This window comes from Nonomuraea sp. NPDC059007, from assembly GCF_042740555.1.
Taxonomy (GTDB): Bacteria; Actinomycetota; Actinomycetes; order Streptosporangiales; family Streptosporangiaceae; genus Nonomuraea.
On record NZ_JBHYJD010000011.1, the window covers coordinates 72,576 to 98,735 of the forward strand.

At 70.7% G+C, this 26,160-nt stretch carries 22 protein-coding genes; 12 read left to right on the forward strand and 10 right to left on the reverse strand.

Going from position 1 to position 26,160, the window contains the following annotated elements; all coding sequences use genetic code 11:
• Positions 1-4 precede the first annotated feature (4 nt).
• Both ACFWY5_RS20085 and ACFWY5_RS20090 read right to left on the reverse strand, forming a co-directional pair.
• The gene (locus ACFWY5_RS20085; RefSeq protein WP_379633527.1) at positions 5-634 is read right to left on the reverse strand and encodes a response regulator; all 630 of its coding nucleotides are present in this window, start codon (positions 632-634) and stop codon (positions 5-7) included.
• Positions 631-1,773 carry a sensor histidine kinase gene (locus ACFWY5_RS20090; protein WP_379633529.1) on the reverse strand — a complete coding sequence of 381 codons (1,143 nt, stop codon included), beginning with the start codon at positions 1,771-1,773 and terminating at the stop codon, positions 631-633. The genes ACFWY5_RS20085 and ACFWY5_RS20090 overlap by 4 nt, the downstream gene beginning before the upstream one ends.
• A gap of 87 nt (positions 1,774-1,860) precedes the next feature.
• Here ACFWY5_RS20090 and ACFWY5_RS20095 point away from each other — a divergent pair, with 87 nt between their 5' ends.
• The 4 genes from ACFWY5_RS20095 to ACFWY5_RS20110 all read left to right on the forward strand — a co-directional run bounded on the left by ACFWY5_RS20095 (position 1,861) and on the right by ACFWY5_RS20110 (position 7,094).
• Positions 1,861-2,832 carry a hypothetical protein gene (locus tag ACFWY5_RS20095; RefSeq protein WP_379633531.1) on the forward strand — a complete coding sequence of 324 codons (972 nt, stop codon included), beginning with the start codon at positions 1,861-1,863 and terminating at the stop codon, positions 2,830-2,832.
• 35 nt (positions 2,833-2,867) lie between these two features.
• The gene (locus ACFWY5_RS20100; protein WP_379633533.1) at positions 2,868-5,384 is read left to right on the forward strand and encodes an FHA domain-containing protein; all 2,517 of its coding nucleotides are present in this window, start codon (positions 2,868-2,870) and stop codon (positions 5,382-5,384) included.
• Positions 5,385-5,445: 61 nt separating this feature from the next.
• Complete coding sequence (locus ACFWY5_RS20105; protein WP_379609072.1) at positions 5,446-5,928, forward strand: cation:proton antiporter regulatory subunit; 483 nt, start codon at positions 5,446-5,448, stop codon at positions 5,926-5,928.
• 8 nt (positions 5,929-5,936) lie between these two features.
• Positions 5,937-7,094 (forward strand): cation:proton antiporter, encoded by a 1,158-nt coding sequence (locus ACFWY5_RS20110; RefSeq protein WP_379609071.1) that lies wholly within the window; start codon positions 5,937-5,939, stop codon positions 7,092-7,094.
• A gap of 17 nt (positions 7,095-7,111) precedes the next feature.
• Here the strand turns inward: ACFWY5_RS20110 and ACFWY5_RS20115 are convergent, their stop codons facing one another.
• The 4 genes from ACFWY5_RS20115 to ACFWY5_RS20130 form a co-directional block, all read right to left on the reverse strand.
• Positions 7,112-8,392: a homoserine dehydrogenase gene (locus ACFWY5_RS20115; protein WP_379609070.1), complete on the reverse strand. Its 1,281-nt coding sequence runs from the start codon at positions 8,390-8,392 to the stop codon at positions 7,112-7,114.
• Positions 8,389-9,771 carry a diaminopimelate decarboxylase gene (gene lysA, locus ACFWY5_RS20120; protein ID WP_379633535.1) on the reverse strand — a complete coding sequence of 461 codons (1,383 nt, stop codon included), beginning with the start codon at positions 9,769-9,771 and terminating at the stop codon, positions 8,389-8,391. The genes ACFWY5_RS20115 and lysA overlap by 4 nt, the downstream gene beginning before the upstream one ends.
• Positions 9,772-9,887: 116 nt before the next feature.
• On the reverse strand, positions 9,888-10,592 hold the full coding sequence (locus ACFWY5_RS20125; protein ID WP_379609068.1) for an anticodon-binding protein: 705 nt from the start codon (positions 10,590-10,592) through the stop codon (positions 9,888-9,890).
• Positions 10,592-12,433 carry a hypothetical protein gene (locus ACFWY5_RS20130; RefSeq protein WP_379633537.1) on the reverse strand — a complete coding sequence of 614 codons (1,842 nt, stop codon included), beginning with the start codon at positions 12,431-12,433 and terminating at the stop codon, positions 10,592-10,594. The genes ACFWY5_RS20125 and ACFWY5_RS20130 overlap by 1 nt, the downstream gene beginning before the upstream one ends.
• Before the next feature lie 107 nt (positions 12,434-12,540).
• Here ACFWY5_RS20130 and ACFWY5_RS20135 point away from each other — a divergent pair, with 107 nt between their 5' ends.
• The 3 genes from ACFWY5_RS20135 (at position 12,541) to ACFWY5_RS20145 (ending at position 16,331) form a co-directional block, all read left to right on the forward strand.
• Positions 12,541-14,175, forward strand: coding sequence for an asparagine synthetase B family protein (locus ACFWY5_RS20135; RefSeq protein WP_379633539.1), 1,635 nt, complete (start codon positions 12,541-12,543; stop codon positions 14,173-14,175).
• Between the two features lie 260 nt (positions 14,176-14,435).
• Complete coding sequence (gene treS, locus ACFWY5_RS20140; protein WP_379609065.1) at positions 14,436-16,127, forward strand: maltose alpha-D-glucosyltransferase; 1,692 nt, start codon at positions 14,436-14,438, stop codon at positions 16,125-16,127.
• Positions 16,128-16,157: 30 nt separating this feature from the next.
• On the forward strand, positions 16,158-16,331 hold the full coding sequence (locus ACFWY5_RS20145) for a hypothetical protein (RefSeq protein WP_379633540.1): 174 nt from the start codon (positions 16,158-16,160) through the stop codon (positions 16,329-16,331).
• On the opposite strand, the gene ACFWY5_RS20150 is transcribed toward ACFWY5_RS20145, so the two are convergent.
• Genes ACFWY5_RS20150 through ACFWY5_RS20160 form a run of 3 tightly spaced genes read right to left on the reverse strand, consistent with a single transcriptional unit; the run spans position 16,318 to position 19,813 of the window.
• A complete protein-coding gene (locus tag ACFWY5_RS20150) occupies positions 16,318-18,582 on the reverse strand; it encodes an ABC transporter permease (protein WP_379609352.1) in 2,265 nt (754 codons plus the stop codon). The two genes, ACFWY5_RS20145 and ACFWY5_RS20150, sit on opposite strands and share 14 nt — an antisense overlap.
• 2 nt (positions 18,583-18,584) lie before the next feature.
• The gene (locus ACFWY5_RS20155) at positions 18,585-19,310 is read right to left on the reverse strand and encodes an ABC transporter ATP-binding protein (RefSeq protein WP_379609064.1); all 726 of its coding nucleotides are present in this window, start codon (positions 19,308-19,310) and stop codon (positions 18,585-18,587) included.
• Positions 19,307-19,813, reverse strand: a complete 507-nt coding sequence (locus tag ACFWY5_RS20160) for a PadR family transcriptional regulator (protein WP_184966027.1) — start codon at positions 19,811-19,813, stop codon at positions 19,307-19,309. Before ACFWY5_RS20160 ends, ACFWY5_RS20155 begins: the two co-directional genes overlap by 4 nt.
• Before the next feature lie 126 nt (positions 19,814-19,939).
• Between ACFWY5_RS20160 and ACFWY5_RS20165 the strand changes: the two genes are divergently transcribed.
• From ACFWY5_RS20165 to ACFWY5_RS20185, 5 genes are all read left to right on the forward strand, one after another.
• Positions 19,940-21,178 carry an ABC transporter substrate-binding protein gene (locus tag ACFWY5_RS20165; RefSeq protein ID WP_379609063.1) on the forward strand — a complete coding sequence of 413 codons (1,239 nt, stop codon included), beginning with the start codon at positions 19,940-19,942 and terminating at the stop codon, positions 21,176-21,178.
• 8 nt (positions 21,179-21,186) lie between these two features.
• Complete coding sequence (locus ACFWY5_RS20170; protein WP_379609062.1) at positions 21,187-22,506, forward strand: ABC transporter substrate-binding protein; 1,320 nt, start codon at positions 21,187-21,189, stop codon at positions 22,504-22,506.
• Between the two features lie 12 nt (positions 22,507-22,518).
• Entirely contained in the window at positions 22,519-23,883 is a 1,365-nt protein-coding gene (locus ACFWY5_RS20175; RefSeq protein WP_379609061.1) for an ABC transporter permease subunit, read from the forward strand.
• Positions 23,883-24,782, forward strand: a complete 900-nt coding sequence (locus tag ACFWY5_RS20180; protein ID WP_379609060.1) for a carbohydrate ABC transporter permease — start codon at positions 23,883-23,885, stop codon at positions 24,780-24,782. Before ACFWY5_RS20175 ends, ACFWY5_RS20180 begins: the two co-directional genes overlap by 1 nt.
• Positions 24,783-24,942: 160 nt before the next feature.
• Positions 24,943-25,620: a uracil-DNA glycosylase gene (locus ACFWY5_RS20185; RefSeq protein WP_184966034.1), complete on the forward strand. Its 678-nt coding sequence runs from the start codon at positions 24,943-24,945 to the stop codon at positions 25,618-25,620.
• On the opposite strand, the gene ACFWY5_RS20190 is transcribed toward ACFWY5_RS20185, so the two are convergent.
• Positions 25,617-26,042, reverse strand: coding sequence for a DoxX family protein (locus ACFWY5_RS20190; RefSeq protein WP_379609059.1), 426 nt, complete (start codon positions 26,040-26,042; stop codon positions 25,617-25,619). The genes ACFWY5_RS20185 and ACFWY5_RS20190 overlap by 4 nt on opposite strands.
• Positions 26,043-26,160: the final 118 nt, after the last annotated feature.

Genomic DNA, 26,160 nt, shown 5'->3' on the forward strand with positions numbered 1-26,160 from the left:
CCGCTTAGGTGTGGCCGTTCTCCCAGGCCCACGCGGCGATCCCGACCCGGTTGCGGACACCGAGCTTGCGCTGGACGTTGGCCACGTGCGTCTTGGCCGTGCCCGCGGAGATGAAGAGCTCGGACCCGATCTCCGGGTTCGACCGGCCCTGCGCCACCAGCCGGACGATCTCCAGTTCGCGGTCGCTCAGCGTCTCACCCGCCACCCCGGTACGGCCCTGCGCGGGCGTCAGGTGGCGCAGCAGCCGTATGGTCACCGACGGGCTGATCAGCGCGTCGCCCGCCGCGGCCGCCCGGATCCCCTCGGCCAGCAGCCCCGCGCCCGCGTGCTTGAGCAGGAAGCCGCAGGCGCCGGAGCGCAGCGCCGTGTGCACGTACTCGTCGAGGTCGTAGGTGGTCACGACGATCACGCGGACCGTGTCGGACAGCCGCCGGGTCAGCTCAAGGCCGTCCATGCGCGGCATGCGGATGTCGGCCACCACCACGTCGGGGGCCAGCTCAGCGGCCAGTTCCAGCGCGGCGACGCCGTCCGGCGCCTCGCCCACCACCTCCAGGTCGGGCTGGGCGTCGATGATGGTGCGGAAGCTCCGCCGCACCGCCGGCTGGTCGTCGGCGACCAGCACCCGGATCGTCATGTCCGTCCTCCCGGGAAGGCGACCTTCACCAGCCACCCGCCGTCTCCCGCCCGGCCCGCGCCGAACGTCCCGCCCAGCGCCTCGACCCGCTCGGCCAGCCCGGCCAGCCCCACCCCCGGCCGCGCGGAACCGGGCAGGCGCGGCTGGGCGGGCGCGGCGGCCTGGTCGGCGACCGTGAGCACGGTCGCGCCCGCCTCGTCCGTCACCCGGATCGCCACGCTCGACCCCGCCGGCGCGTGCTTGCGGACGTTGGTGAGGGCCTCGGCGACGATGCGGTAGACCGTGGTGGCCACCTCGCGCGAGACCGACCCCGGTGGCGCCAGCTCCAGCTCCGTCTCCGGGTATCCGGCCTCGGCGAAGCGGCGTACCAGGCCGGGCAGGTCGTCCAGGCCGGGCAGCGGCTCGGCGGAGACCGGCTCGCCCTCCAGCTCACGCAGCATCCGGACGGTACGGTCCATGGAGGCCAGCGCCCGCGTGCCGTCCTCCTCGATCGCGCGCAGCGTCGTGGCCGCCTCCCTCGGCGAGCTCTCCAGCAGGATCTGCGCCGCCTGCGCCTGCAGGACCATGGCGCTGACGTCGTGGGCCACGAAGTCGTGCAGGTCCCGGGCGAGCTGCATCCGCTGGGAGCGCCTGGCCTCGCGCACCGCCCGCTCGCGGCGGGCGTCCAGCACGCGCAGGTACGCGCCCAGGCCTACGGCGCCGGCCGTACCGAAGGACCAGAACAGCCCGAACGCGACCGACTCCACCACCGACTTCACCGGCACGACCTGCAGCGCCAGCAGCGCCTCTGCCACCGCCGCCACCACCACGGCGGGAAGCCCGCGCGGCAGGGGCGACCAGCGGACGGTCATCGTGATGAGCGTGAGCACGGCCAACGTGTGGAAGTAGGTGGCGGGACCGGCCGCGCCGACCGGGTCGCTCAGCCACACCAGCGTGCACGCCGCGCCGACGGCGCCCACGAGCGCGGTGAGCGGCGCCAGCAGCGGCCGCGTCCTGGGCGACCACGCGACGGCCGCGCTGGCCGCGGCCACCGCGAGCAAGGCGGGGGTCAAGATCAACGGCTCCGGGAACGGCGGCCTGAGCGAGATCGGCCAGACGGCGCACCAGAGCACGACCGCGCAGGCCAGCACCCGTTTCATGACCGCCACTTTAGCCAGGAGGGCGCGTGGGCGAATCTGCCGATCGGCAGATGTCCGGGCGCCGGTCCCGGCCCAGGCTGGGGAACCATGAAACGACGACTGATCCTCCACGGGGCGCTGATCTGGAGCGCGATCTACGGAGCGCTCGGCTACTTCTGGTGGTCGGGCGGCGGCGGCTTCCCCTTCGGCGACCCCAACGCCGCCGTCGGGATGAGCATCTTCGCGGGCGTGACGGCGGACGCGATGGCACCGGCCATCGCCCTCGCCTGTACGGCCGGCGTCCTGCTCGCGGCGGCGGCCCTCTGGTGGCCCAAGGTTCCCGCGCCGGTGGTCGCGGCGTACGGCTGGGTGGCCGGGGCGAGCCTCCTGTTCGTGCTCCCCGACGTCCGGCTGCTGCAGAACATGGCCTACTCCCTGCGCGGCTACTTCGGCCTGGTCGACTGGCCCGTGCTCAACCAGCTCGTGTGCGTCGCGGGCGGGGCGCTGTGGATCGGCGTCGCGCTGGGCTTCGTGCGGGGCGGCGCCGCCTCGTGGCCGTGGCGGCGGATCGGGCTCTGGGCGACGGTCGTCGCGGTGCTGTCGCCGCTGCCGTACGGCATGCAGCGGGCGGCCTGGTCGGCGGGCATCCCGATGTGGGTGGACCAGAGCTTCGTCGACGACCTCGCGGCCGACGCCGTGGCCAAGGGCGTGAGCGGGCTGGGGGCGTACTCGCTTCCGCTGCTCTGCCTGGGCGGGGCACTGCTCACGCTCGGGCTGGCGCAGCGGTGGGGGCGGGTCTTCCCGCGCTGGGTGCCGGTGCTCGGCGGGCGGGCGGTGCCCGAGGCGATGGCGGTCGTGCCGGCGTCGCTGGTGTCCGTGGCCCTCACCGTGACCGGGGTGACCTCGTGGAGCGGCCTGCTGGCCGGCGACATGGACTGGTCGGTCGGGGGCGTGGGCCTGTTCTTCCTGCCGTGGGGACTGTCGCTGGGCGTGGCCACCGTGGCCTACCACTACACGCGAGGTCACGTCCCTGCAACGCCGTTCACCCTGGCCCGTCCCCAGCCTGATATGCGGCCATAATTACGGGACGGCCGGGGTTTGCGGGGTGCGGAGAGATGACGGCGTTACTCGTGCGGGGTCCGGCGGGCTTCATCCGGCTGGTGCCGGGGCAGCGGCTGCTCGTGGGGCGCGAGGGTGACATCGCCATCGCCGACGCCCGCGTCTCCCGCCACCACGCCGAGGTCGTCCACGAGTCGGGCCGCTGGATCCTGCGCGACCTCGGCAGCCGCAACGGCACGTTCATCGGGCAGAACCGCATCTCGACCGTCCACGTGGCCGTCCCCTGCACCGTACGGCTCGGCGGCGCGGAGCACGGCCCCCGCCTCGACCTCGAACCCGAACCACCCCGCCCGACCGCCCCCCAGCCACAACGCCCCCCGGACCCGCGACACACCGGACACCAGACAACCGGCCACCCAACCCCGGGACACCTCGGCACGGGCCCTTCCACCCCAGGCCACCCAGGCACGGGGTACCCGAGCACGGGACATCCGGGCGCAGGCCACCCGAGCGGGGGACATCCGGGGGCGGGGTATTCCGGGGGTGGGCAGGGTTGGGGTGGGGTGTCGGAAGGGGTGACGCAGCTCGGGCGGCCGACCGGACAGGGGCGGCCGAGCGAGATCCCCGAGCGGGTCCTCCCCCTGACCGACGTCCTGCGGATCGGCCGGGCCGCCGACAACGACCTGGCCCTGCCCGACGACCTCCTGATCTCCCGCCACCACGCCGAGATCCACCGCTCCCCCAACGGCCCGTACGTCAGGGACCTGCGCAGCCGCAACGGCACCCACGTCAACGGCCACCGTGTCACCGACGCCTACGTCCAGCCGGGCGATCTGGTCTCGGTGGGCCACTACCAGCTGGTCGTGCACCGCGACCACGTGGCGGTCCACGCCGACACCGGCGCCGTATCCCTGCGGGCCGAGGGCCTGACGGTCAAGGCGGGCTCCGCCGTACTGCTGGACGGGGTGAGTCTGCAGCTTGACGCCTGCAGTCTGCTCGCGGTGGTGGGCCCGTCGGGCGCGGGCAAGTCGACGCTGCTCGGCGCGCTCACCGGCGCCAGGCCCGCCACGCACGGCCGGATGTCGTACGAGGGCCGCGACCTGTACGCCCACTACGACGACCTGCGCCATCGCATCGGCCTGGTCCCGCAGGACGACATCCTGCACAAGGAGCTCACGGTCGAGCGGGCGCTGGGGTACGCGGCGGCGCTGCGCTTCCCCCAGGACGTGACGCGGGCCGAGCGCCGGGCCCGCATCGACGAGGTGATCGACCAGCTCGACCTGGCCGAACGCCGCAGGCTGCGCATCGACCGGCTGTCCGGTGGCCAGCGCAAGCGCACCAGCGTGGCGCTGGAGCTGCTGACGAAGCCGTCGCTGTTGTTCCTGGACGAGCCGACCTCCGGGCTGGATCCGAGCCTGGACAAGGAGGTCATGAACACGTTGCGGGAGCTGGCCGACGACGGCAGGACCGTGGTGGTGGTCACGCACAGCGTGCTGCACCTGAACGTCTGCGACCGCGTGCTCGTGTTGTGCCGAGGCGGCAAGGTCGGATATTTCGGCCCACCGGATGAATTGCTGGGATTTTTCGGGGCGACGGAGTACTCGGAGGTCTTCAAGAAGGTCAGCGACGAGGCCGATCTGTGGGCCGACCGCTTCCGCCGCTCCGCCTACTACACGCGCTACTGCGGCGCCGCCTCCGGCGAGGGCCTCGACGGCCACACCGTGGCCCCTCCCCCGGCGCCGCCCAAGCAGAGCATGGGACGGCAGTTCGCGATCCTGTCGCGGCGGATGTTCTCGGTGATCCGCGCCGACAAGCTGGCCGCGCTGTCGATGGTCGGCCTGCCGATCGTCCTGGCGCTGATGACCCGTGTCGTGGAGGGCTCGGCGGGCCTGGCGCCGCCCGGCGGCAAGATCGGGCGCAGCGAGGAGGCCGGAACCCTCCTGATCATCCTGGTGTTCGGGGCCGCGCTGATGGGCCTGATCGGCGCGATCCGGGAGATCGTCAAGGAAGGCCCCATCTACCGCCGCGAACGTTCGGTCGGCCTGTCACCGGTGGCGTACCTGCTGTCGAAGGCCGCCGTGCTGGGAGCGATCAACGTGGTGCAGGCGACGTTGTTCGTCACGCTGGCCATGATCGGCCGCAAGCCTCCGGCCGATCCGCTGATCTTCGGCTCCGGCAGCGTGGAGATCATCGTCGTGGTCTCCGCGGTGGCCTTCACCTGTAGCCTGCTGGCCCTTCTGGTCAGCGCCCTGGTCAGCACCAACGAGCAGGCCATGCTGATCATGGTGGTGCTCGTGATGGCCCAGTTCGTCTTCATCGGCAAGCTGATCGAGGTGGTCGGCCGTACCGGCCTGGAGCAGCTCACCTGGCTCGTCCCCACTCGCTGGGGCTACGCCGCCGCCGCGGCCACCACCGACCTGCGGAAGATCGACATCGCCAAGCCCGAGGACGCCCTCTGGGACCACGACCCGGTGGGCTGGCTCCGCTCGATGGCCGTCCTGATCCTCATGTCGGCGGTCCTGGCCCTGGCCACCCGCCTCGCCCTGCGCCGCTACGAGGCCAAGTCCCGCTGAGCCACAAGGTCATCCCCGGCCAATAGTATGAAGTTCAACAAAAGCAATGAAAGGGCACGCAATGGACGTCGAGCAGACGGCCCTGCCGGGGATCGGACTGCGGCACGAGTTCACCACCCAGTCCGGAAGGCGGATCGGCATCGTCTCGCATCGCAGCGGCCGGCGGGATCTGGTGATCTACGACAAGAGCGACCCGGACCAGGCGTGCGAGGCGGTCAAGCTCAACGACGAAGAGGCCGACGCCCTGTGTGAACTGCTCGGCGCCCCGCGCATCGTCCAGCGGCTCAACGAGCTGCACCGGCAGGTCGAAGGCCTGGTCAGCGTGCAGTTGCCGATCAGCGACGGCGGGCCGTACGCGGGCCGGCCCATGGGCGACACCCAGATGCGCACCCGCACGGGATCGTCCATCGTGGCCGTCGCGCGCGACGGCCGGGTGGTGGCCAGCCCCGGCCCGGACTTCGTGTTCGCCGCCGGTGACGTGGTCGTGGTCGTGGGCACGCCCGAGGGCACCTCGGCCGCCGCCGACATCCTGGCCGCGGGGTAGGCCCGCGGGTGCACGCAGGGATCCTTCTTCTCGAACTCGGTGCTGTCATCCTCGGTCTCGGCGTGCTCGGCGCGCTGGCCCTGCGCGGCGGCATCTCCCCCATCCCCCTCTACCTGATCGCGGGCCTGGCCTTCGGCACCGGCGGCATCCTGCCGCTGGCCACCAGTGAGGAGTTCATCCAGGTCGGCGCCGAGCTCGGCGTCATCATGCTGCTGCTCACGCTGGGCCTGGAGTACAACGCCGACGAACTGGTCACCAGCCTGCGCGGCAACCTCCGCGGCGGCCTCGTGGACCTGGTGCTCAACGCCGCGCCGGGCGCGATCGCCGCCCTGCTGCTCGGCTGGGGCCCCGTCGCCGCCGTCGCCATGGCCGGCGTCACCTACGCCACCTCCTCCGGCATCACCGCCAAAGTCCTGTCCGACCTGGGCTGGATCGGCAACAGGGAAACCCCCGTCGTCCTGTCGCTCCTGGTCTTCGAAGACCTGACGATGGCCCTCTACCTGCCCATCCTCACCGCGCTGCTGGCCGGCGCGAGCCTGCTGAGCGGGGCGGTGACGGTGGCGATCGCGCTGGCGACCGTGAGCGTGGTGCTCGTCTTCGCCCTCCGGTACGGCAAGCTCATCGAACGCTTCGTGGCCAGCCCCAACTCCGAGGTTCTCCTCCTGAAGGTCGTCGGCCTGGCACTCCTGGTCGCCGGGATCGCCCAGCAGCTCCAGGTGTCGGCGGCCGTCGGCGCGTTCCTGGTGGGCATCGCGCTGTCGGGAGAGCTGGCCGAAGGCGCGCGGGCGTTGCTGGAGCCGCTGCGCGACCTGTTCGCCGCGGTGTTCTTCGTCTTCTTCGGCCTGCAGACCGACCCGGCGGCGATCCTGCCCGTGGCCGGGCTGGCCGCGGCGCTCGCCCTGGTCAGCATGGTCACCAAGCTCCTGACCGGCGCCTACGCCGCCCGCCGTGCGGGCATCGCCAAGGCCGGTCAGGCGCGGGCGGGCATCGCGCTGATCCCGCGGGGCGAGTTCAACATCGTCATCGCGGGGCTCGCGGTGGCCGCCGGGGTCCATCCGGACCTCGGGCCGCTGGCCGCCGCGTACGTGCTCATCCTGGCGGCCTTCGGTCCGCTGGCGGCCAAGGCGGTGCAGCCGCTGATCACCGCGATCGCCCGCCGTACCTGATCACTTGTGGGGGGCGGCTACTCGTCGCCCTCCACGCGCATCACGCTGGCCACCGCGCGGACGATGTCGAGCTTGCGCAGCCCCTCCATCGTGGCGGTGAGCGCGGCGTCGGTGGCGCGGTGGCTGACGATCACGAGCTGGGCGTCGTCGCCGTGGCCCTCCTGGCGTACCGTCTGGATGGAGACGTCGTGGCGGGCGAACTCCTCGGCCACCCGGGCCAGCACGCCCGGCTTGTCGGCGACGTCGAGCGCCACGTGGCAGCGGGTCACGGTCTCGCCCATCGGGTGCACGGTCAGCGAGGCGTACGTGGACTCCTCCGGACCGCGCGCCCCGGCCAGCCGGTTTCTGGCCACGGCCACCAGGTCGCCCAGGACCGCGGAGGCGGTGGGCGCGCCGCCGGCGCCGGCGCCGTAGAACATGAGCTGCCCGGCCGACTCCGCCTCCACGAACACCGCGTTGTACGCCTCGCGCACACCGGCCAGCGGATGGGTGCGCGGGATCATCGCCGGGTGGACGCGTACGCCGACGCTCCGGCCGTCGTCGGAACGTGCGCAGATGGCCAGGAGCTTGATGACGTACCCCATGGCCTTGGCCGAGGCGACGTCGGTGGCGGTGATCTCGGTGATGCCCTCGCGGTGCACCTGCTCGGCGGTCACCCGGCTGTGGAAGGCCAGCCCGGCGAGGATCGCGGCCTTGGCGGCGGCGTCGAAGCCCTCGACGTCGGCGGTGGGGTCGGCCTCGGCGTAGCCGAGCGCCTGCGCCTCCTCCAGCGCGTCGTTGAACGAGGCGCCCGTGGAGTCCATCTTGTCGAGGATGTAGTTGGTGGTGCCGTTGACGATGCCGAGCACGCGGTTGACGTGGTCGCCGGCCAGCGACTCGCGCAGCGGGCGCAGCAGCGGGATGGCCCCGGCCACGCTGGCCTCGAAGTAGAGGTCCCCGCCGCCGGCGCGGGCCGCCTCGTGGAGGGCGGAACCGTCCTCTGCCAGCAGCGCCTTGTTCGCGGTCACGACCGACTTGCCCTTGGACAGGGCCGCGACGATCAGCGAGCGCGCGGGCTCGATGCCGCCGATGACCTCGACGACGATGTCGACGTCTTCACGGGTGACGAGGGCCTCGGCGTCGGTGGTGAGCAGCGCGGGGTCGACGTCCACCTCACGTTTACGCCCCAGCCTGCGTACGGCGACGCCCGCCAGCTCCAGCGGCGCCCCGATCCGGGCGGCCAGGTCGTCGGCCTGCTCGCGCATGAGCCTGATGACCTGCGAGCCGACGACGCCGCATCCCAGCAGCGCGACCTTCACAGTTGCCCCCTCAGCAGATCGTCCTCGGTCTCGCCCCGCACGATCACCCGGGAGGAGCCGTCGGCGACGGCGACCACGGCGGGCCTGGGCAGATAGTTGTAGTTGCTGGCCAGCGAGCGGCAGTAGGCGCCGGTGGCGGCCACCGCGATGAGGTCGCCCGGCGCGAGGTCGGCCGGGAGGTAGAAGTCCCTGATGACGATGTCGCCGCTCTCGCAGTGCTTGCCGACCAGGCGGCTGAGCATGGGCGCGGCGGTGCTCGCGCGGTTGGCCAGCACCGCGGTGTACTCGGCGCCGTAGAGCGCGGTGCGCACGTTGTCGCTCATGCCGCCGTCGATGCTGACGTAGGTGCGGATGCCCTCGACGTCCTTGACGGTGCCGACCTCGTAGAGGGTGATGCCGCCGGGGCCGACGATGGTGCGGCCCGGCTCGACGGTGAGGTTGGGCACGGGCAGCCCGGCGCCGGTGCAGACCTTGGCGACGATCTCGCGCAGGCCGTCGGCCAGTTCCTTGATGTCGGGGGCCTCGTCGCCTTCGACGTAGGCGATGCCGTAGCCGCCGCCGAGGTCGAGCTCGGGCAGGACGACGCCGTGCTCGTCCTTGATCTGCACGAGCAGGTCGGCCAGGCGGCGGGCGGCCACCTCGAAGCCGGCGGTGTCGACGATCTGCGAGCCGATGTGGGAGTGCAGGCCGACGAGTTCGAGCTGGGGCAGCGCGAGGATGCGGCGGACCGCCTCCGCGGCGGCGCCGGTGTTGAGCGACAGGCCGAACTTCTGGTCGTCGTGGGCGGTCGCGATGAACTCGTGGGTGTGCGCCTCGACGCCGGTGGTCACCCGGATCATGACCTTGGGCCGCTTGCCGAGCTCGTCGGCGAGGTAGCCGACCCTGGCGATCTCCTCGTAGGAGTCGACCACGATGTGCCCGACGCCGACCTCAAGGGCCCGGGTCAGCTCGGCGACGGACTTGTTGTTGCCGTGGAGCGTGATGCGCTCGGGCGGGAAGCCGACGCTGAGCGCGACGGCCAGCTCGCCGCCGCTGGCCACGTCGAGGCCGAGCCCCTCGTCCTGCAGCCACCGGACGATCTCCCTGCACAGGAACGCCTTCCCGGCGTAGTGCACGTCGGAACCGGCGAAGGCGGTGGCGTAGTCGCGCATGCGCGAGCGCACGTCGGCCTCGTCGACGACGTAGAGCGGAGTGCCGTGCTCGGCGGCGAGGTCCCGCACGTCGATGCCGCCGACCGTGAGCGCGCCCTCGGTCCTGCTCGACGTTCGCGGCCAGATCGCGGGATTGATCCGGTTGAGGTCGGCGGGCGCCAGCGGCGGGCGCTCGTGGGGCAGCATCTCGGCGTGCCGGTCCCCTGCGGGATGGGCGAATCGACTCACCCAAAAGAGGCTATCGGAACGCGGGATCGCGCCGGACACCGTGCCCACCTATCGAGACACGATGTGCAGGAAATTGTAGAGTTTTTACACGTTTTCACGCCTTATGGCGTGAAATTTCAGATTCTGTCGGGTCCGGGAAGGACTTCCTGTACGGCCAGCGCCAGCCGCACCCGAGCGGTGTGCACCGGGGCGGCCGGTTCGTCCCCGACGGGCAGCGGCGCCGCGTGCTCATAGGCGTCGTGATAGGCCAGCGCGAGCCGTACCAGAAAGGCCGCCCACCCCGGCTCCGCGCTGACCCGGCGGCCGGGCAGCTCGGCCAGCACCCGCAACACCGCCCGATCGCGCGCCCCCGACAAACACGCGGGCTCAAACCCGCCAGAAACCCCAAGCCCGCCAGGCACCCCGAGCCCGTCAGACGCCCCAACCCCGCCGGACACCTCAAGGGCGCCGAGCACCCCATGCCCGCCAGACGCCCCAAGGGCGACGGGCACTCCGAGAGCGGCGGCTTCCCGCGCCACGGCCACCGCTCTGGCGCGCGCATATTTCACGACAAATCCGGGGTTGTCCCATGTCAGCGGTTCCGCCGGCCACCCCTGGTCGGCCACCGCGAACACGTCGGCCAGCACGTCGGCGGGCTCGGGCAGGACGATGCGCAGCAGCCCGTTCGGCAGCGCCACCGCCCCGGGCACGGACGCGGCCAGCTCGCCCGGGTCCACGCGGCGGCGCAGCGCGGCGGCCGACAGGTAGACCGCCTCCCGCGTCCAGTCGCCCTCGGGCGCGGGCGGCTCGCCGAGAAGCTCCGCGAGCTGCCCGGGTGTCATCAGATGAGCGCGTGGGGCTCGGCGGAGCCGTACTCGATGAGCTGGGCCGCCCCCAGCAGCCAGCGGTCCTCGTCGCGCACGCGCACGTAGCCGAAACGGTCGGCGGAGAAGACCTTCACCCCGTCCGTACGGCACTGCCGCATGAGCACCTCGTCCCAGCCCTCGGTCAGGTCGGGGAAGCCCAGCTCGCGCAGCGCGTTGCGGCGGGCGAGCAGCGTCGCCCCGGCGATCTCCGGCGTGTAGGTGTACTCGGCGTCCGGCTGCTTCAGCAGCGTGGCCTGGGCGTTGCGCAGGTGGGCGTAGAAGGCGGCCTTGCCCACGATGTCCGCGGTGCCGAACAGGAAGGCGCGGCTGAGGTCGGACAGGTAGTGCATGCCGTAGACGTCGCGCGGGTCCATGACCGCGACCAGGTCGGCCTCGCACAGGTCGAGCCCGTGGTTGAGCATGCCGCCCGTGGACAGCGCGGGGTCGAGGTCGCGGAAGACGACCTCGGCGTCCTTGATCACGTCACGGGCGCGCTCCCCCGCGCCGGGCGGGCCGAACAGGATCAGCTGCGTGACCCCGCTCTGCCTGGCGACCTGGGCGAGCGCGTGCTCCAGCAGCGCGGCGTCGGTGACCGGCAGGATCACCGAGACGTTCAGCGTCGCGCGGGCGCTGGGCAGGCCGATGCGCTCCAGCAGCTCGTCGACCCGCTCGGTCATCGTGCCGCCCGCGTAGGCGCGGCGCAGCGCGGCGTGGGCGCGGCGGGAGTCGGGCTCCGGTCCGATCGAGGTGCCGCAGGCGGCGATCTCCGACAGCCGCCACGTCGGCGTTCCCGGCGGCACGTCAACGGCGGCCGGCCAGCGGTAGGACGTCAGCACGTCCGGGTACGACAGGTGCGGCGGCAGCAACTGCTCCAGCGTGAGCACCCGGTCGACCCGGCCGCCCGACAGCGGCAGCGGGTTGTGCACCCGCGGCTGCACGCCGAACTGCAGCCGCGGCCAGCCGCTCGCCGTGTCCACGCTGAAGCGGTGCTCGAACAGGGCGGCGGCCGCGGCGAAGCCGGCGGGGTCGCCCTGGGTGTGCCAGAAGACCGTGCGGATGCCCCGCTCGGCGCACCAGGCCAGCAGCGCGCGCAGGCCCTCACCCGGCTCGCCGGCGATCTCCTCGGCCCAGGGGCCCTCGGTGACCGACTCGACCACGAGCAGGTGGGGCACCTCCAGCGGCAGCACCCGGGCGAAGTCGCGCGGGGTGAAGCCCGTCGTCTGCCGCCACTCGTAGCGCAGCAGCGCCTCGGCGTGCGGGTCGGCGATGACGGCGGCGGTCAGGTGGGGGCGCGTGTTGGGGCCGGTCGGGATCCTGAACGGCTTCAGCCGGAACGAGGCGCCCTCTATCGTCCTGGTCGCGGCGGTGGCCTGGAAGGCGGCGCCGGGCCGCTCGGCCTTCTGATCGGCGGCGGCGACCGGCTTGCGCTTGGGCGCGACCGGGCGCGGGGCGGCCTTGGCGGCGCCCTTGATGCCCTTGGCGAGACGCACCGGGTTGGACTTGCCGGACTTCAGCGCGTCACCGAGCCGGTTCCAGCGGGCGACCTTGATGGAGGACAGCTTCCACTGCGCCACCTCGGCCTGGTAGCGCTGCTCGGCCAGCTCCTTGCGCAGCCGCTCCGCGTCGGAACGCTCGTCGTCGAGCCGGTCCTCCAGCTCCGACACCTGCGCGGCCAGCGCCTTGGCCTCCTGCGCGCTCTGCTCGGCGGCGGCGAGCTTCGCCTGGGCGGTGTCCAGCAGCCGCGCCAGCTCCGCCGCGTGCTCGGCCTGGGCGACCGCGTCCCTCAGCGCTTTGCGCGTGCTTTCCAGCTCCGTCATCGGCCTTCCTCCAGCAGGCCAACGACAAAGTTGGCTCGCTCGCTGCGCTCGCTCACGAGGCCAAAGGATACCCTTCAACCGGTAAGCGGCAGGAAGGGATGGATCCGGTGCAGTTCAATGTGCGGCCCTACGTCTGCGGAGCCCTCGGCCGGATCGACCCCGCCGTCGCGGCGAAGCTGGCCGCCGCCGGCCCACGCTGCCGCCCCGCGCTCCAGACCGCCCACGCGGCGCTGTTCAGCACCGCTCCCCTGCCGCCGTACCACCGCTCCGAGGGCGAATTCGCCTTCTCCTGGGGCGAGCGCAAGCCGCCGGCCGGGGACGCGTGGATGTCGGTCGCCGAGACCTACGAGACACCCGGTCTCATCGGCGCGGGCGAGCGGGTCACGCTGCACGCGGGCGCGCTCGGGCTGGTCGACGTCTATTACGTACGGCTCGGCGACGCCGTCTACTTCTCCTCCCTGATCGCCCCCCTGCTCTCGCTGGTCCCGGTCGAGATCGACTGGGACGCGTGGGCCTCGATCCTTCAGGTGACCTTCCCGCTCGGGGAGGCGACACCATACCGGCAGATCAGGCGGCTGCCCGGCTCCAGCGCGCTGGTGTTCACGGGCGAGCGGCTGGCCACCGAGCGGCGGCTGCCGCGCTGGCTGCGGCGTGAGCCGTACGAGGCCTGGACCAGCGCGGACGCGATCCTGGAGATCCTGCACGAGGTCTACAAGGACTACGAGGGCCGGCGGCTGCTGGTCCCGGTCAGCGGCGGCTACGACTCGCGGCTGCTGGCCAGTGTGGCCGTGGCGCGCGGCTTCGACGTGGAGTCCTGGACGACCAGCCCGGACGACGGCACCGACACCGACATCTCCTTCGCCCAGGCGATCACCCGCGAGCTGGGCATCCCGCACCGCGTGGTCACCCAGGATCCCGGCGCCTATCCGGCCGACGCGCTGGAGGTGGCGCGCAGGCTCGAGTATCTGACGCCGCACCACGCCTGGTACGCGCCGTTCGCCAAGGAGGTCCACGGCGCCGGCCGCATCCTGGTGGACGGCCTGGCGGGCGGGCCGCTGCTGAAGAACTTCATGGTCAGCGGGGCGGCGCTGGAGGCCACCTCGCAGGCCGAGCGTTCGGCGGCGGTGCTGAGCTCGCTGTCGCTGGGCGCGCCGTCGCGGCCGTTCCTGTCGGAGGCGGCGGCGGCCTGGATGGCGCAGACCGTGGGCGAGCAGTTCACCGAGTCCACCTCGATGCTCCACGGACATCGGGCGGAGCTGCCGTTGTCGGTGCTGCACACGCGTACGGTGCGGGGCATCGCCCGTTCGGCGGTGAACCTGGTGGGGCCTGAGGCCTCGTTCGCGGCGCCGTTCATCCATCCGGAGTTCTTCGACGCGGCGCTGTCGGTGGGCGTGGCCCGCAAGGACAAGGGGCGCTTCTACCGCGAACTGCTGCACGCGGCCAGTCCGCGCGTGGCCGCGCTGCCGTCCACGAACGTGGTCAAGCAGCCGCTTCGGCGGGTGCCGCTGCGCTCGACCGCAGCTCCGGCCCGCGAGTACTCGCACCGGATGCTGGCCACGGTGGCCGAGCGGGTGCCCGGCCTGCTCTCGGATGACCTGCACGAGGTGATCGGCGGCGGGCCCGACGCGCTGACGCGTTTCAACGGCTGGAACGACCGGTTCTGGGTGCGCGGTCTGGTGCTGTTCGGCGCCTGGCTGCGCGATTACGGGCATGACCTGGGTGAACTGGAAGCGCCGTTCTAGCGAACGCTAAGTAACGTCGCGATTACACCGCGATCTCGTGGGTATTACATGCGGCACAGCACAAGCGGGTTCCGGAAGGCCGACGGGCTGGTAGTGTTCGGCCCGTAAGCGCCGCGAACAAGCGGGCACCGGGTCACAAATCCGGGCTCGCTCAGGGCATGGGGTTCGCAGGGATGACGACTCCAGGCGGCGCGGTCACCACAAAACGCCGGGGTATCCGGTGACTTCGTCCTGCCCACATCTCCTTCTGTGAGCGACACATGATCAACGCATCCCCAACACCTGAGCAGGTGCCCGAGACGTTCGTCTCGGAGGACCCGCACTGGTACAAGCGGGCTGTTTTCTATGAGGTCCTCGTCCGGGGTTTCAAGGACTCCAACGGCGACGGCACCGGAGACCTGCGCGGCCTGGTCGAGAAGCTCGACTACGTGCAGTGGCTCGGTGTCGACTGCCTTTGGCTGCTGCCCTTGTACGAGTCGCCGCTGCGCGATGGCGGATACGACATCTCCGACTACATGAAGATCCTTCCGGACTTCGGGGACCTCGGGGACTTCGTCCAGCTCATCGAGTCGGCGCACGCCCGTGGGCTACGCATCATCACCGACCTGGTGATGAACCACACCAGCGACCGCCATCCGTGGTTCCAGGCCTCCCGGCACGATCCCGAGGGGCCGTTCGGCGACTTCTACGTCTGGTCCGACGAACCCACCGGCTACCCCGACGCGCCGATCATCTTCATCGGCGCCGAGGAGTCCAACTGGACCTACGACCCGGTGCGCAAGCAGTACTACTGGCACCGCTTCTTCCACCACCAGCCGGACCTGAACTACGACAACCCGGCCGTGCAGGAGGCGATGCTGGAGGTCCTGCGCTTCTGGCTGGACCTGGGCATCGACGGCTTCCGCCTGGACGCGGTGCCGTACCTGTTCGAGCGCGAGGGCACGGGGTGCTCCGGCCTGCCGGAGACGCACGCCTACCTCAAGAAGGTGCGCGCCGAGGTGGACCGCCTCTACCCCGACCGCGTCCTGCTGGCCGAGGCCAACGGCTGGCCGGAGGACGTGGTGGAGTACTTCGGCGACCCCACCACCGGGGGTGACGAATGCCATATGGCCTTCCACTTCCCGCTGATGCCGCGCATCTACATGGCGGTCAAGAAGGAGGCCCGCGAGCCGATCTCCGAGATCATGTCGCGGACCCCCAAGCTGCCCGACAGCGCCCAGTGGGGCATCTTCCTCCGCAACCACGACGAGCTCACGCTCGAGACGGTGACCGAGGAAGAGCGCGACTACATGCACAACGAGTACGCCAAGGACCCGCGCATGCGCGCCTACCTCGGCATCCGGCGGCGCCTGGCACCGCTGCTCGACAACGACCGCGACATGATCGAGCTCTTCCACGCCCTGCTGCTGTCGCTGCCCGGCTCCCCCGTCATGTACTACGGCGACGAGATCGGCATGGGCGACAACATCTGGCTGGAGGACCGCGACTCGGTCCGCACCCCGATGCAGTGGAGCCCCGACCGCAACGCCGGCTTCTCCAACGCCGACCCCGGGCGGCTCTACCTGCCCGCGGTGATGGACCCGATCTACGGCTACCAGGCGGTCAACGTCGAGGCGCAGCAGAAGCACGAGGGCTCACTGCTGCACTTCACCCGCCGCATGCTGCAGATCCGGCGCAACCACCCGGTCTTCGGCACCGGCGCGTACACCGAGATGTGGTCGTCGAACTCCAGCGTGCTGACGTTCGTCCGCGAAGAGGGCGACGACCTCATGCTGTGTGTGAACAACCTGTCCAAGTTCCCGCAGCCGGTCGAGCTCGACCTGCGCCGCTTCAAGGGCATGACCCCGGTGGAGGCGCGCGGCGGCGTGCCGTTCCCGCAGATCGGCGAGCTGCCGTACCTGCTGACGCTGCCGGGCCACGGCTTCTACTGGTTCGCCCTGAAACACATGTGAGCCTGTCGCCATACGAATACTCTCTGCGACATGGCGAAGGACACAGCATCGCGGGTGAACGTGTTTGACGATCTACGGCGGACAAGCGTCAAGACCAACCTCGCAGTGCGCCGCCTCCTCGACCACTTCGGCATCCCAAGCGTGACGGAGGCCGAAGTGGACGAGGAGCTGGCTCGACGAGATGTGACGCCTAGCGGGCGGTGACGGGCACCTGGGCCCGTGCCGCCCGCCTGGCGGGGATCAGCGCCACCGCCAGCGCCGCGCCCACCGCCACCAGCACCGCGAGCACGAGCGTGGTGGCCGAGGGCGGGCGGCCGATGCCGGCGCCCACGCCGCTGGTGTGACCCTGCAGGTCGATCAGGCCCGTCACCACCGAGGCGCCCACGGCGGTGCCCGCGAGCACGCCCAGAATCACCAGCAACCCGGTCCCGGTCACCAGCGTGGCCATGAGCTGGCGCGGCGTCAGGCCCATCGCCTTCAGCACCGCCAGGTCGAGCGCGTGGTCGCGCAGTCCGAGCGCGCTGGCGGTCAGCAGGTTCGCCAGCCCGATCAGCGACAGCACGAAGATGAGCGCCACGATCAGCACCCGGATGACGGTCAGCCGCTCGGCCGGGTTCACCACGCGCTGCACGTCGAGCCCCTCGCCGGAGACGGCGAGCAGCCGCGTGCGCACCTCCCCCGCGTCCGCGCCGTCCTTCAGCACCAGCGCGTAGAACTCCGGCGGCACCGTGTCCTTGGCCGCGAGGCTGTCCAGGCCGACCGAGAGCACCTCGCCGTCCAGATCGGGCTCCACGGTCCTGCCGACGATGCGCACGATGAGCGGCGAGTCGCCGACCGTCAACCGCACCCGGTCGCCGATCTTGGCCCGCAGCAGGTCGAGCAGGCCCTGCCCGGCCACGGCCTCGCCGGGCTGGGCGTACATGCGGCCCTCCACCACCGGGAAGGGGTACGGCTCCGCCGAGTTCCCGATCGCCCGCACCCGCACCGACCTGGCCTGCCCCGGGGCCAGCGCGTTGACGTCGGCGCCCTGGTAGACGGTGGCCACGCCCCGGTCGGCCTTGGCCATGCGCTCGGCCGAGGCCGACTCCAGCTTGCCGGGACGGACGTGGAGGGCGGCGTGCTGGCCCACCTGGGCGGGGTTGCGCTGGAAGTTGTCGAGGGTGGACCACACGCCCAGGCCGATGGTGATCATCATCATGGGTACGGCCAGGCCGAACACGGTCATGAACGCGGGCACGCGGCGGGTGAACGCGTCGCGGGCGCCCAGGACGAGGGCGGGCGGGAGCCGTACCAGGAGGGCCAGGCGCGCCAGACGGGACAGGTGGCCCCGGGGCGGCGCGGAGGGGGCGGCGGGGATCGGCGGGGTGCGGCCCCCGCGCCAGGCGGGCAGGCCGACGGCGGCCAGCACGACCAGGGCGGTGCCCGCGACGATGAGCAGCACGGGCGCCGGGGCGATCGCCGAGGGGCCGAGCACGAAGGCGATCACCGCCACGCCCGCGACGGAGCCGAGCGCGACGCCGACCAGGCCGAGCGCCCCGTGCTCGACCACGAGAAGGCCGGCGACCTGCGCCCGGGTGAACCCCATGGACTTCAGCGTGGCCAGGTCGCGCAACTGGCCGAGCACCCGGCCACCGGCGGCGTTGGCCAGCGCCAGCGCGGCGGCGACCAGCCCCACCACGCCGAACAACGCCAGCAGCGTGCCCAGGAGCCGGTTGTCGAGCTCCATGGCGGCCCTGACCTGCCGCCAGGTGTAGACGCGCTGGAGCTTGTCCTCCAGCATGACCACGACCCGCTGGGAGACGACTTGGGTGGCCTCGGGGTCGGTCAGACGCAGGCCGGTCACGTACTCGCTGCGGCCGAGCGCGGGCTCGATGCGGTCGAGCAGGTCGGGCAGCACCCAGGCCAGGCCGGGTGTCCACTCGGGGTAGAAGCCCTGCTCGGCGGTGTCGGCGATGCCGCGGACGTAGAGCGTGTGGCGGGCGCCGCTGAGCGCGGTGACGGTGACCGGCGCGCCGAGCCGCAGCCCCAGCTCGCGCGCGAACGAGCGCTCGACGACGACGCCGTCGAGCTGTCCCTGGTCGAGCCAGCGGCCCTCGGCCACGACCGGGTGCGCCACCTCGGGCGCGGCGGCGGGCAGCGCGCGCAGCGCCGCGGGCTCCTTCTTGCCGTCCTGCACGACGCTCACGGGCGCCGAGCGGTACGGCCCGGCCACCTGCGTGACCCCGTCGATCTCGCGCAGCCTGACCGCCTGGGGGACCTCCTGGGTGTGGATCCACACGTGGGCGCCGTCGGTCTGGGAGAACAGGCTGCGCCAGGGGTTGGTGCCCTCCTCCAGCAGCGTCGCGGCGGTGATCAGCGCGGCGACGATCCCGGCGACGGCCAGGACGGTCAGCACGGCCTGCCCGCGCCTGGCCCGCAGGTCCGCCCTGACCCATCGGCTGCCGGCGTGTCTCATCGTCACCTGAGCTCGATGACCTCTCCGGCGTTGCCCTTGCGCCGCCTGGCGATCCGGCCGTCGTCGACGATCTCGCCGTCGAGCAGGGACACCACGCGGTCGGCGAGGCTGGCGACGCGGGCGTCGTGGGTGACCATGACGATGGTCTGGCCGTCCTTGTGCACCTGCCCGAGCAGGCGCAGCACGTCGCGCGTGTTGCGGCTGTCGAGGTTGCCCGTGGGCTCGTCGGCCAGCAGGACCGTGGGCTGGTTGGCCAGGGCCCTGGCCAGCGCGACCCGCTGCTGCTCGCCGCCGGAGAGCTGGCCGGGCGCGGCGTCGGCGCGCTCGGTGAGGTTGAGCGCGCCGAGCAGCACCTCCCTGCGCTCGCGGGCCTCGCCGGGCGTGGCCCCCGCCAGCAGAGCCGGCAGCTCGACGTTGTCGGCGACGGTCATGCTGGCGACCAGGTTGAAGAACTGGAAGACGAAGCCGATCTGGCGCCGCCGCAGCACCGCCCACGCCGACTCCGACAGCGTGTCCACGCGCTTGCCGCCGAGCCAGATCTCGCCGCTGGTGCGGGTGTCGAGCCCGCCCAGCATGTGCACGAGCGTCGACTTCCCCGACCCGGACGGGCCCATGATGACGACGAACTCGCCCTCGTCCACCTGCAGGTCCACACCGCGGACGGCGGGCACGGGCACCCCGCCGTTCGAGTAGATCTTGACCAGGTTGACGGTTTTCAAAAGGGTCATATCAGGTCCTCCTGGCAGCGCTGCAGCCAGTCGAGGTCGGCCTGCAGGTGCAGCATGGCTCCCTCGATCAGCAGCGTAGCGACCCGGTTGGCCGGGTCCGTACGCTCCAGGAGGTCGTTGAGGTCGCGCATCAGCGCGAGATAGTGCCGGCGCTGGCGGCTGATCAGCGCCATCTGGTCGGAGATCCCGGTGAGCGGCGCGAGCACGAGCTTCATGAAGAACTCGTCGCGCACGCGCGGGCCCTCGGTCGGCTCGTCCACCCACTGCGTCAGGGCCTCACGGCCTTCCGCGGTCAGATAGTAGACCTTCTTGTTCGGCCGGTTGGACTGCTCGACGTCAACCGCCCTGACCAGCCCGTCCTTCTCCAGCCGGCCGAGTGTCACATAGATCTGGCCGATGTTGGGAGAGGGGTAAGCGCTGCCGAAGGTCAGCTCCAGGGCCTGTTTGAGCTCATACCCATGGGCAGGCTCCTTGGCCAGGAGCGCCAGCAGGTGCAGCCGCACCGCTCCACCTCCCGTACGTTACGCATGCGTTACGGAGATAACCGTTGACCATCAGATTACAGGTGTGCATAACATGAATGCATCTACCTAACACGTATGTAATCCTAGAAACGTGGAGGTAACAACGTGCGTCGTTTGATGCCGGTGCTGCTCGCCGCTCTGCTGACGGCAGGCTGCGCCGCGTCCGGCGACGACGGCGGCGGCGAGCCGGAGACGGGCGGGATCGGCCCGATCACCTTCGCCGTCGGGCGCGAGGGCACGACGTACTTGCAGCCACTGCTGGATCGCTGGAACCAGGCCCACCCGGCCGAGAAGGTGACGCTGATCGAGCTGCCAGAAGCGGCGGACGAACAGCGTGCCCAGATGGTCTCCAACCTTCAGGCACGCAGCGACAGGTATGACGTGCTCGTCCTGGACGTCGTGTGGACAGCGGAGTTCGCGGACAACGGCTGGATCATCCCCTTGGAGCGCGGGGCCTTCCCGCTCGACAAGTTCCTGCCGCCGGTCGTGGACACAGCGGTGTACAACGGCAAGCTCTGGGCAGTGCCGTACACGAGCAATGCGGGTTTGTTGTTTTACCGCTCTGACCTGGTGAAAAAGCCGCCCAAGACCTGGGCGGACCTCCGGCGGCGAGCGCTTGACGTAACGAAAAAACACAATATTGGTGGCTATGCCGGGCAGTTCCTTGCGTACGAGGGGCTGACCGTGAACTTCTCCGAGGCCGTGGGCGGGCAGATCCTCAGCACCGACGGCCAGGAGGTGACGCTCGACAGCGCCAAGGCCAAGGCCGCTCTCGGCTTCCTCGCCCAGGGACTTCGCGAGGGCTGGATCCCGGACGACGCGCTGTCGTACAAGGAAGAGGAGTCGCGGCTCGCCTTCCAGAACGGCGACCTGGCCTTCGCCCGCAACTGGCCGCACGCCTACGGCTCCGCCAAGGCCGAGCTCGGCGACCGGTTCGCGGTCACCAGGCTGCCGGGCCAGAACGGGCCGGGCACCAGCGCCCTCGGCGGCCAGAACCTGGCCGTCAGCGCCTACTCCAGGCATCCGAAGACCGCCCGCGACTTCATCCACTACTTCACCAGCATGGAGACCCAGCGCCGGGTCCTGTCGGAAGGCTCCTTCCCGCCGGTGTGGACCGAGCTTTACGACGACCCCGAGCTGATCGAGCAGTTCCCCTATCTCCCGGTGCTCAAAGAGAGCATCCTGGCCGCCAAGCCGCGGCCGGTCAGCGCCAACTACAACCAGCTGAGCCTGGTGATCGCCAGTTCGGTCGCCAAGGCGCTCAGCCCGCCGTTCCCCGAGCCGAGCGACGCCGTCGTGGACTCGTTGAAGGCGGATCTGACGGAGTCATTGTCGACTCAGTGAGGCAAGACATGAGAAAGACAGCCATCGTCCTGGCAGGGCTCGCGGTAGCGGTCTCGGCCTGTGGCAACGCGCCGACGACCACCCCCACCCAGCCCGCCGGCACCGGCGCCGCCACCTCCGGCGGCGCGAAGCCCCTCCAGGGCCAGAAGATCGAGGTCGCCGCCAAGTGGACCAGCGACGAGGAGAAGTCCTTCCGCCAGGTGCTGAAGGCCTTCTCCGACAAGACCGGCGCCGAGGTGACCTACGCCTCCACCGGTGAGGACACCGGCGCGTACCTCGGCCCGCGCATCAAGGGCGGCAGCCCGCCCGACATCGCGATCCTGCCCCAGCCCGGCCTGGTCCAGCAGTACTCCGCCGACAAGGCGCTCAAGCCCCTCACCCCCGAGGTCATCAGCCAGATCGACACGAACTACACCCCGTACTGGAAGGAGCTCGGCTCCGCGGACGGCCAGGTGTACGGCGTGATGGTGAAGGCCGCGCACAAGTCGCTGGTGTGGTACCGCACGGCCAACTTCGAGGAGGCCGGCGTTCAGCCGCCCACCAACTGGGACGAGCTGCTCAAGGTCGCGCAGACCATCGCCGACTCCGGCACCGCCCCCTTCTCCTTCTGCGGCGCCTCCGGCTGGACCCTGACCGACCTGTTCGAGAACGTCTACCTCAGCAGCGCCGGCCCGGAGAACTACGACAAGCTCTCCAAGCACGAGATCCCGTGGACCGACCCCTCCGTCACCACGGCGCTGGAGAAGATGGCGCAGATCATGACCAAGAAGGAGTTCGTCCTCGACGGCAACTCCGGCGCGCTGCAGACGCAGTTCCCCGACTGCGTCACCAAGGTCTACGACCAGAAGAAGGCCGCCATGATCATTGAGGCGGACTTCGTGGCCACTCCGGTCGCCCAGTCCGGCGAGAAGGTCGGCGAGGGCGCCAAGACCTTCCCCTTCCCCAAGGTCGGCGAGACCAGCCCGGTCGTGCTCGGCGGCGACATCGCGGTCGCGCTGAAGGACACCCCCGGCGCGATGGCGCTGCTGGAGTTCCTGGCCTCCAAGGAAGGCGGCGAGATCTGGGCCAAGCTGCCCGGTTACCTGTCACCCAACAAGAACGTCTCCCCCGACAACTACCCGGACGAGCTGACCAAGCAGCTCGGCCAGACCATCGTCTCGGCCGGTGACGCCGTCCGCTACGACATGTCCGACCTCGCCCCCAGCGCCTTCGGCGCCACCGACGGCAAGGGCGAGTGGAAGGTCCTCCAGGACTTCCTGCGCAACCCCGCCGACGTCAAGGGCGCTCAGGCGAAGCTCGAAGAAGAAGCCAAGAAGGCCTGGAAGTAGAGAGGTTAGGCCGTGACCGAACGGTTGGACGGCCCGCAGGCCCCGTCGCAGGACGGGGCCGCCTCCTCACGGGCTGACACCCCCAAGAAATTCCGCCTCGGCCCTTCCCCCGCGATCGCCGTCGTCTTCTTGCTGCCGGCCGCGATCCTGCTGGGAATCTGGGTGGTCTACCCGATCGTCTACTCGATCTTCCGCAGCCTCTTCGACGCCTCGGGCAGCGTGTTCGTGGGCGTGGAGAACTTCACCACGATCTTCACCGACCGCGGCACGCTGGTCACCATCAGGAACAACCTGATCTGGGTGATCGTCGCGCCGATCCTGGTCACCGTGCTCGGCCTGCTCTTCGCGGTGCTGACCGAGCGCATCAAGTGGTCCACGGCGTTCAAGCTGATCGTCTTCATGCCGATGGCGGTCTCGCTGATGGCCGCCGGCGTCATCTTCCGCCTGGTCTACGAGCAGGACCCCGACAAGGGCCTGGCCAACGCGGTGCTCACCACCGTGAGCGACACGTTCTCCTCCAGCCAGGGCTACCCGGACGCCCGCCCACGCGAGGGCGACGCCTCCCCGGTCGCGGCCAAGGACGGCGGGGTCGCCACCAAGCAGCCCGCGCAGGCGGGCCAGCCGGTGCTCATCCCGCTGGTCGGCATCAAGGCCAACACGATGCCCACCAACGCCGCCCCCGCGCTCGCCAACCCGCCACCGGGCGCGCTGTCCGGAACCGTCTGGTTCGACTTCACCCCGGGCGGCCAGGGCACCAGCGGCGCGGTCGACCCCCAGGAGAAGGGCCTGCCCGGCATGACCGTCGAGGCGGTCAAGGACGGCCAGGTCGCCGCGACCACCACCACCGCCGACAACGGATCTTTCCGTTTCGACGGGCTGGCCGCCGGCTCCTATGAGGTACGGCTCCCGCAGACCAACTTCACCGCCCCCTACCGGGGCCTGAACTGGCTCGGCGAGGCCCTCATCACCCCCGCGATCATCGGCGCGTTCGTCTGGGTCTGGGCCGGATTCGCGATGGTCCTCATCTCGGCCGGGCTCGCGGCCATCCCGCGCGACGCCCTGGAGGCCGCACGCATCGACGGAGCCACGGAGTGGCAGGTGTTCCGCAGGATCACCATCCCGCTCCTGTCCCCGGTGCTGCTGGTCGTCTTCGTGACGATGATCATCAATACCTTGAAGGTGTTCGACCTGGTCTTCATCATCGCGCCGGCCTCGGTGCAGCCACAGTCGAACGTGATCGCGCTGGAGATGTGGCGCGTGTCGTTCGGCGGCGGCAACAACCAGGGCCTGGGCAGCGCGCTGGCGGTCTTCCTGCTGATCCTGGTCCTGCCCTTCATGATCATGAATGTCCGCAGGTTCAGAAGGGAGGAGCGCTGATGGCCACGGCGACCGCCACCGTTGAGCGGGGTGTCGAGGCGGGCGCCCCCAAGCGCGGGCTGCTCAGCCGGGGCGTGGACAAGGTGGGCGGCGGCGCCGTCCAGGTCGTGATGATCCTGATCGGCCTGTTCTGGCTGGTCCCGACGCTCGGCCTGCTGGTCGTGTCGATGCGCTCGGTCGCGGTCAACAACGCCGAGGGCTGGTGGACGGTCTTCACCAAGCCCGCGGAACTCACCCTGGCCAACTACTCCAACCTGCTGGCCACCGGGTTCACCGCGTCGTTCTGGAACACCATCGCCATCACGGTGCCGACCACGGTTCTGGTCATCGGCATCGCGGCCATGGCCGCCTACGCGTTCGCGTGGATGGAGTTCCCCGGCCGCGACCTGCTGTTCCTCGTCGTCGTCGGCCTGCTCATCGTCCCCATCCAGGTCGCGCTCATCCCGATAGCCTCGTTCTACGGCAGCACCGGGATGTTCGGCTCGATCCCCAGCGTGGTGTTGTTCCACGTGGCCTTCGGCCTGCCGTTCGCGATCTTCCTGCTGCGCAACTTCTTCGTCGGCATCCCGGCGTCGTTGCTGGAGGCGGCGCGGATGGACGGGGCGCCGGAATGGAAGATCTTCGTCAGCATCGTCTTCCCCCTGGGCAAGCCGGCGATCGCGTCGCTGGGCATCTTCCAGTTCCTCTGGGTCTGGAATGACATGCTCATCGCCCTGGTCTTCGCCAACCCCGACTCCCAGCCGATGACCAAGGCACTGCAGTCCCAGATGCGACAGTTCGGCAACAACATCGACATCCTGTCGTCAGGCGCCTTCCTGTCGCTGATCATCCCACTGATCCTCTTCTTCGCCTTCCAGCGCTACTTCGTGCAGGGCATGATGGCCGGCTCGGTGAAGTAAACCCTCCGGGGATCCGGGCCCGCCAACCCTGGATCCCCGGAACCCAACGCCTCTCGATCCGGCTCCCCACGGCCCGTGAGATCCGGGTCGTTGGGGGTTTTGGTCTTAGTTGGATGGATCCGCAGCGAAGCGCTAGCAGAGCTAGATAGGCTCAGTGGCCATGGCAGGTCGTCCCCTCAATGAAGTCGTCGAGGCCGGTTGGGCCGCGGCGCTCGAGCCCGTTTCCGAGCGAATCTCCACCATGGGTGAGTTCCTCCGCAAGGAGATCGCCGAAGGCCGGCAATACCTCCCCGCGGGCGCGCATGTCCTGCGCGCCTTCAGTCAGCCCTTCGACGAGGTCAAGGTGCTGATCGTGGGCCAGGATCCCTATCCCACCCCAGGCCACCCCATCGGGCTGTCGTTCTCGGTCGCGGCCGACGTACGCCCGCTGCCGGGCAGTCTGCTCAACATCTACAAGGAGATGGAGAGCGACCTCGGCCTGCCCAGGCCCGCCAACGGCGATCTGACACCGTGGGCCGAGCAGGGTGTGCTCCTGCTCAACAGGGTCCTGACCGTGATGCCGGGCAAGCCCGCCTCCCACCGCGGCAAGGGCTGGGAGGAGGTCACCGAGCAGGCCATTCGCGCTCTGGTCGCGCGTAGTAAGCCGATGGTGGCCATTCTGTGGGGCCGCGACGCCCGCAACCTCGCCCCGATGCTGGGTGACGTGCCGCGGATCGAGTCCGCGCACCCGTCTCCGCTGTCGGCGCGCAGCGGCTTCTTCGGCTCGCGGCCGTTCAGCCGCGCCAACGAGCTGCTGGTCCAGCAGGGCGCGGCGCCCGTGGAGTGGAAGCTCCCCTAACGCACCACGGCGAGGGCGCGCTTGCGCCGCCAGATGTTGTCGACGGCCAGTGCGCCGCCCTCGCTGAACGCGATCACCAGGCTGGCCGCGGCCAGCGTGAGGACGAACTCGTAGCCGCCCTCGCCGACGGAGAAGCCGTTCTTGAAGTGGACGAGGACGATGGCGCCGAGCATGTCGACGGCGAGCAGCGTGCCGACGATGGGCAGCGCCGCGCCCAGGATGAGGGCGACGCCGCCGCCCACCTCCAGGATGGCGACCACCGGCGCGGCCACACCGGGAAGCGGGACGCCCAGCGATGCGAAGAACCCGGTCACGCCCGGGATCCCTTCGCCGGTGAACTTCTGCAGGCCGTGCACGAGGAACACGGCCCCGAGCACCACGCGTCCGATCAGCAGGGAGAACGGCCGAATTTTGTCGATCATGTGAAGTCTCCTTTCCGGTCACGGTCAAGCCTTCCGGCCCGCGCCTGACGGCGGGACGGGCGCATGGTTGGTCTCCGATCATCCAAAAGGATGATCCGGCCATCGCACGCTCCTGGTA

What these genes read in the sequence shown, in the direction of transcription:
- treS (WP_379609065.1), top strand. Translation starts at nt 14,436, where the DNA reads ATGATCAACGCATCCCCAACACCTGAGCAGGTGCCCGAGACGTTCGTC.
- ACFWY5_RS20090 (WP_379633529.1), bottom strand. Translation starts at nt 1,773, where the DNA reads ATGAAACGGGTGCTGGCCTGCGCGGTCGTGCTCTGGTGCGCCGTCTGG.
- ACFWY5_RS20105 (WP_379609072.1), top strand. Translation starts at nt 5,446, where the DNA reads ATGGACGTCGAGCAGACGGCCCTGCCGGGGATCGGACTGCGGCACGAG.
- ACFWY5_RS20170 (WP_379609062.1), top strand. Translation starts at nt 21,187, where the DNA reads ATGAGAAAGACAGCCATCGTCCTGGCAGGGCTCGCGGTAGCGGTCTCG.
- ACFWY5_RS20125 (WP_379609068.1), bottom strand. Translation starts at nt 10,592, where the DNA reads ATGACACCCGGGCAGCTCGCGGAGCTTCTCGGCGAGCCGCCCGCGCCC.
- ACFWY5_RS20155 (WP_379609064.1), bottom strand. Translation starts at nt 19,310, where the DNA reads ATGACCCTTTTGAAAACCGTCAACCTGGTCAAGATCTACTCGAACGGC.
- ACFWY5_RS20095 (WP_379633531.1), top strand. Translation starts at nt 1,861, where the DNA reads ATGAAACGACGACTGATCCTCCACGGGGCGCTGATCTGGAGCGCGATC.
- ACFWY5_RS20085 (WP_379633527.1), bottom strand. Translation starts at nt 634, where the DNA reads ATGACGATCCGGGTGCTGGTCGCCGACGACCAGCCGGCGGTGCGGCGG.
- ACFWY5_RS20145 (WP_379633540.1), top strand. Translation starts at nt 16,158, where the DNA reads ATGGCGAAGGACACAGCATCGCGGGTGAACGTGTTTGACGATCTACGG.
- ACFWY5_RS20185 (WP_184966034.1), top strand. Translation starts at nt 24,943, where the DNA reads ATGGCAGGTCGTCCCCTCAATGAAGTCGTCGAGGCCGGTTGGGCCGCG.
- ACFWY5_RS20150 (WP_379609352.1), bottom strand. Translation starts at nt 18,582, where the DNA reads ATGAGACACGCCGGCAGCCGATGGGTCAGGGCGGACCTGCGGGCCAGG.
- ACFWY5_RS20190 (WP_379609059.1), bottom strand. Translation starts at nt 26,042, where the DNA reads ATGATCGACAAAATTCGGCCGTTCTCCCTGCTGATCGGACGCGTGGTG.
- ACFWY5_RS20130 (WP_379633537.1), bottom strand. Translation starts at nt 12,433, where the DNA reads ATGACGGAGCTGGAAAGCACGCGCAAAGCGCTGAGGGACGCGGTCGCC.
- ACFWY5_RS20100 (WP_379633533.1), top strand. Translation starts at nt 2,868, where the DNA reads ATGACGGCGTTACTCGTGCGGGGTCCGGCGGGCTTCATCCGGCTGGTG.
- ACFWY5_RS20180 (WP_379609060.1), top strand. Translation starts at nt 23,883, where the DNA reads ATGGCCACGGCGACCGCCACCGTTGAGCGGGGTGTCGAGGCGGGCGCC.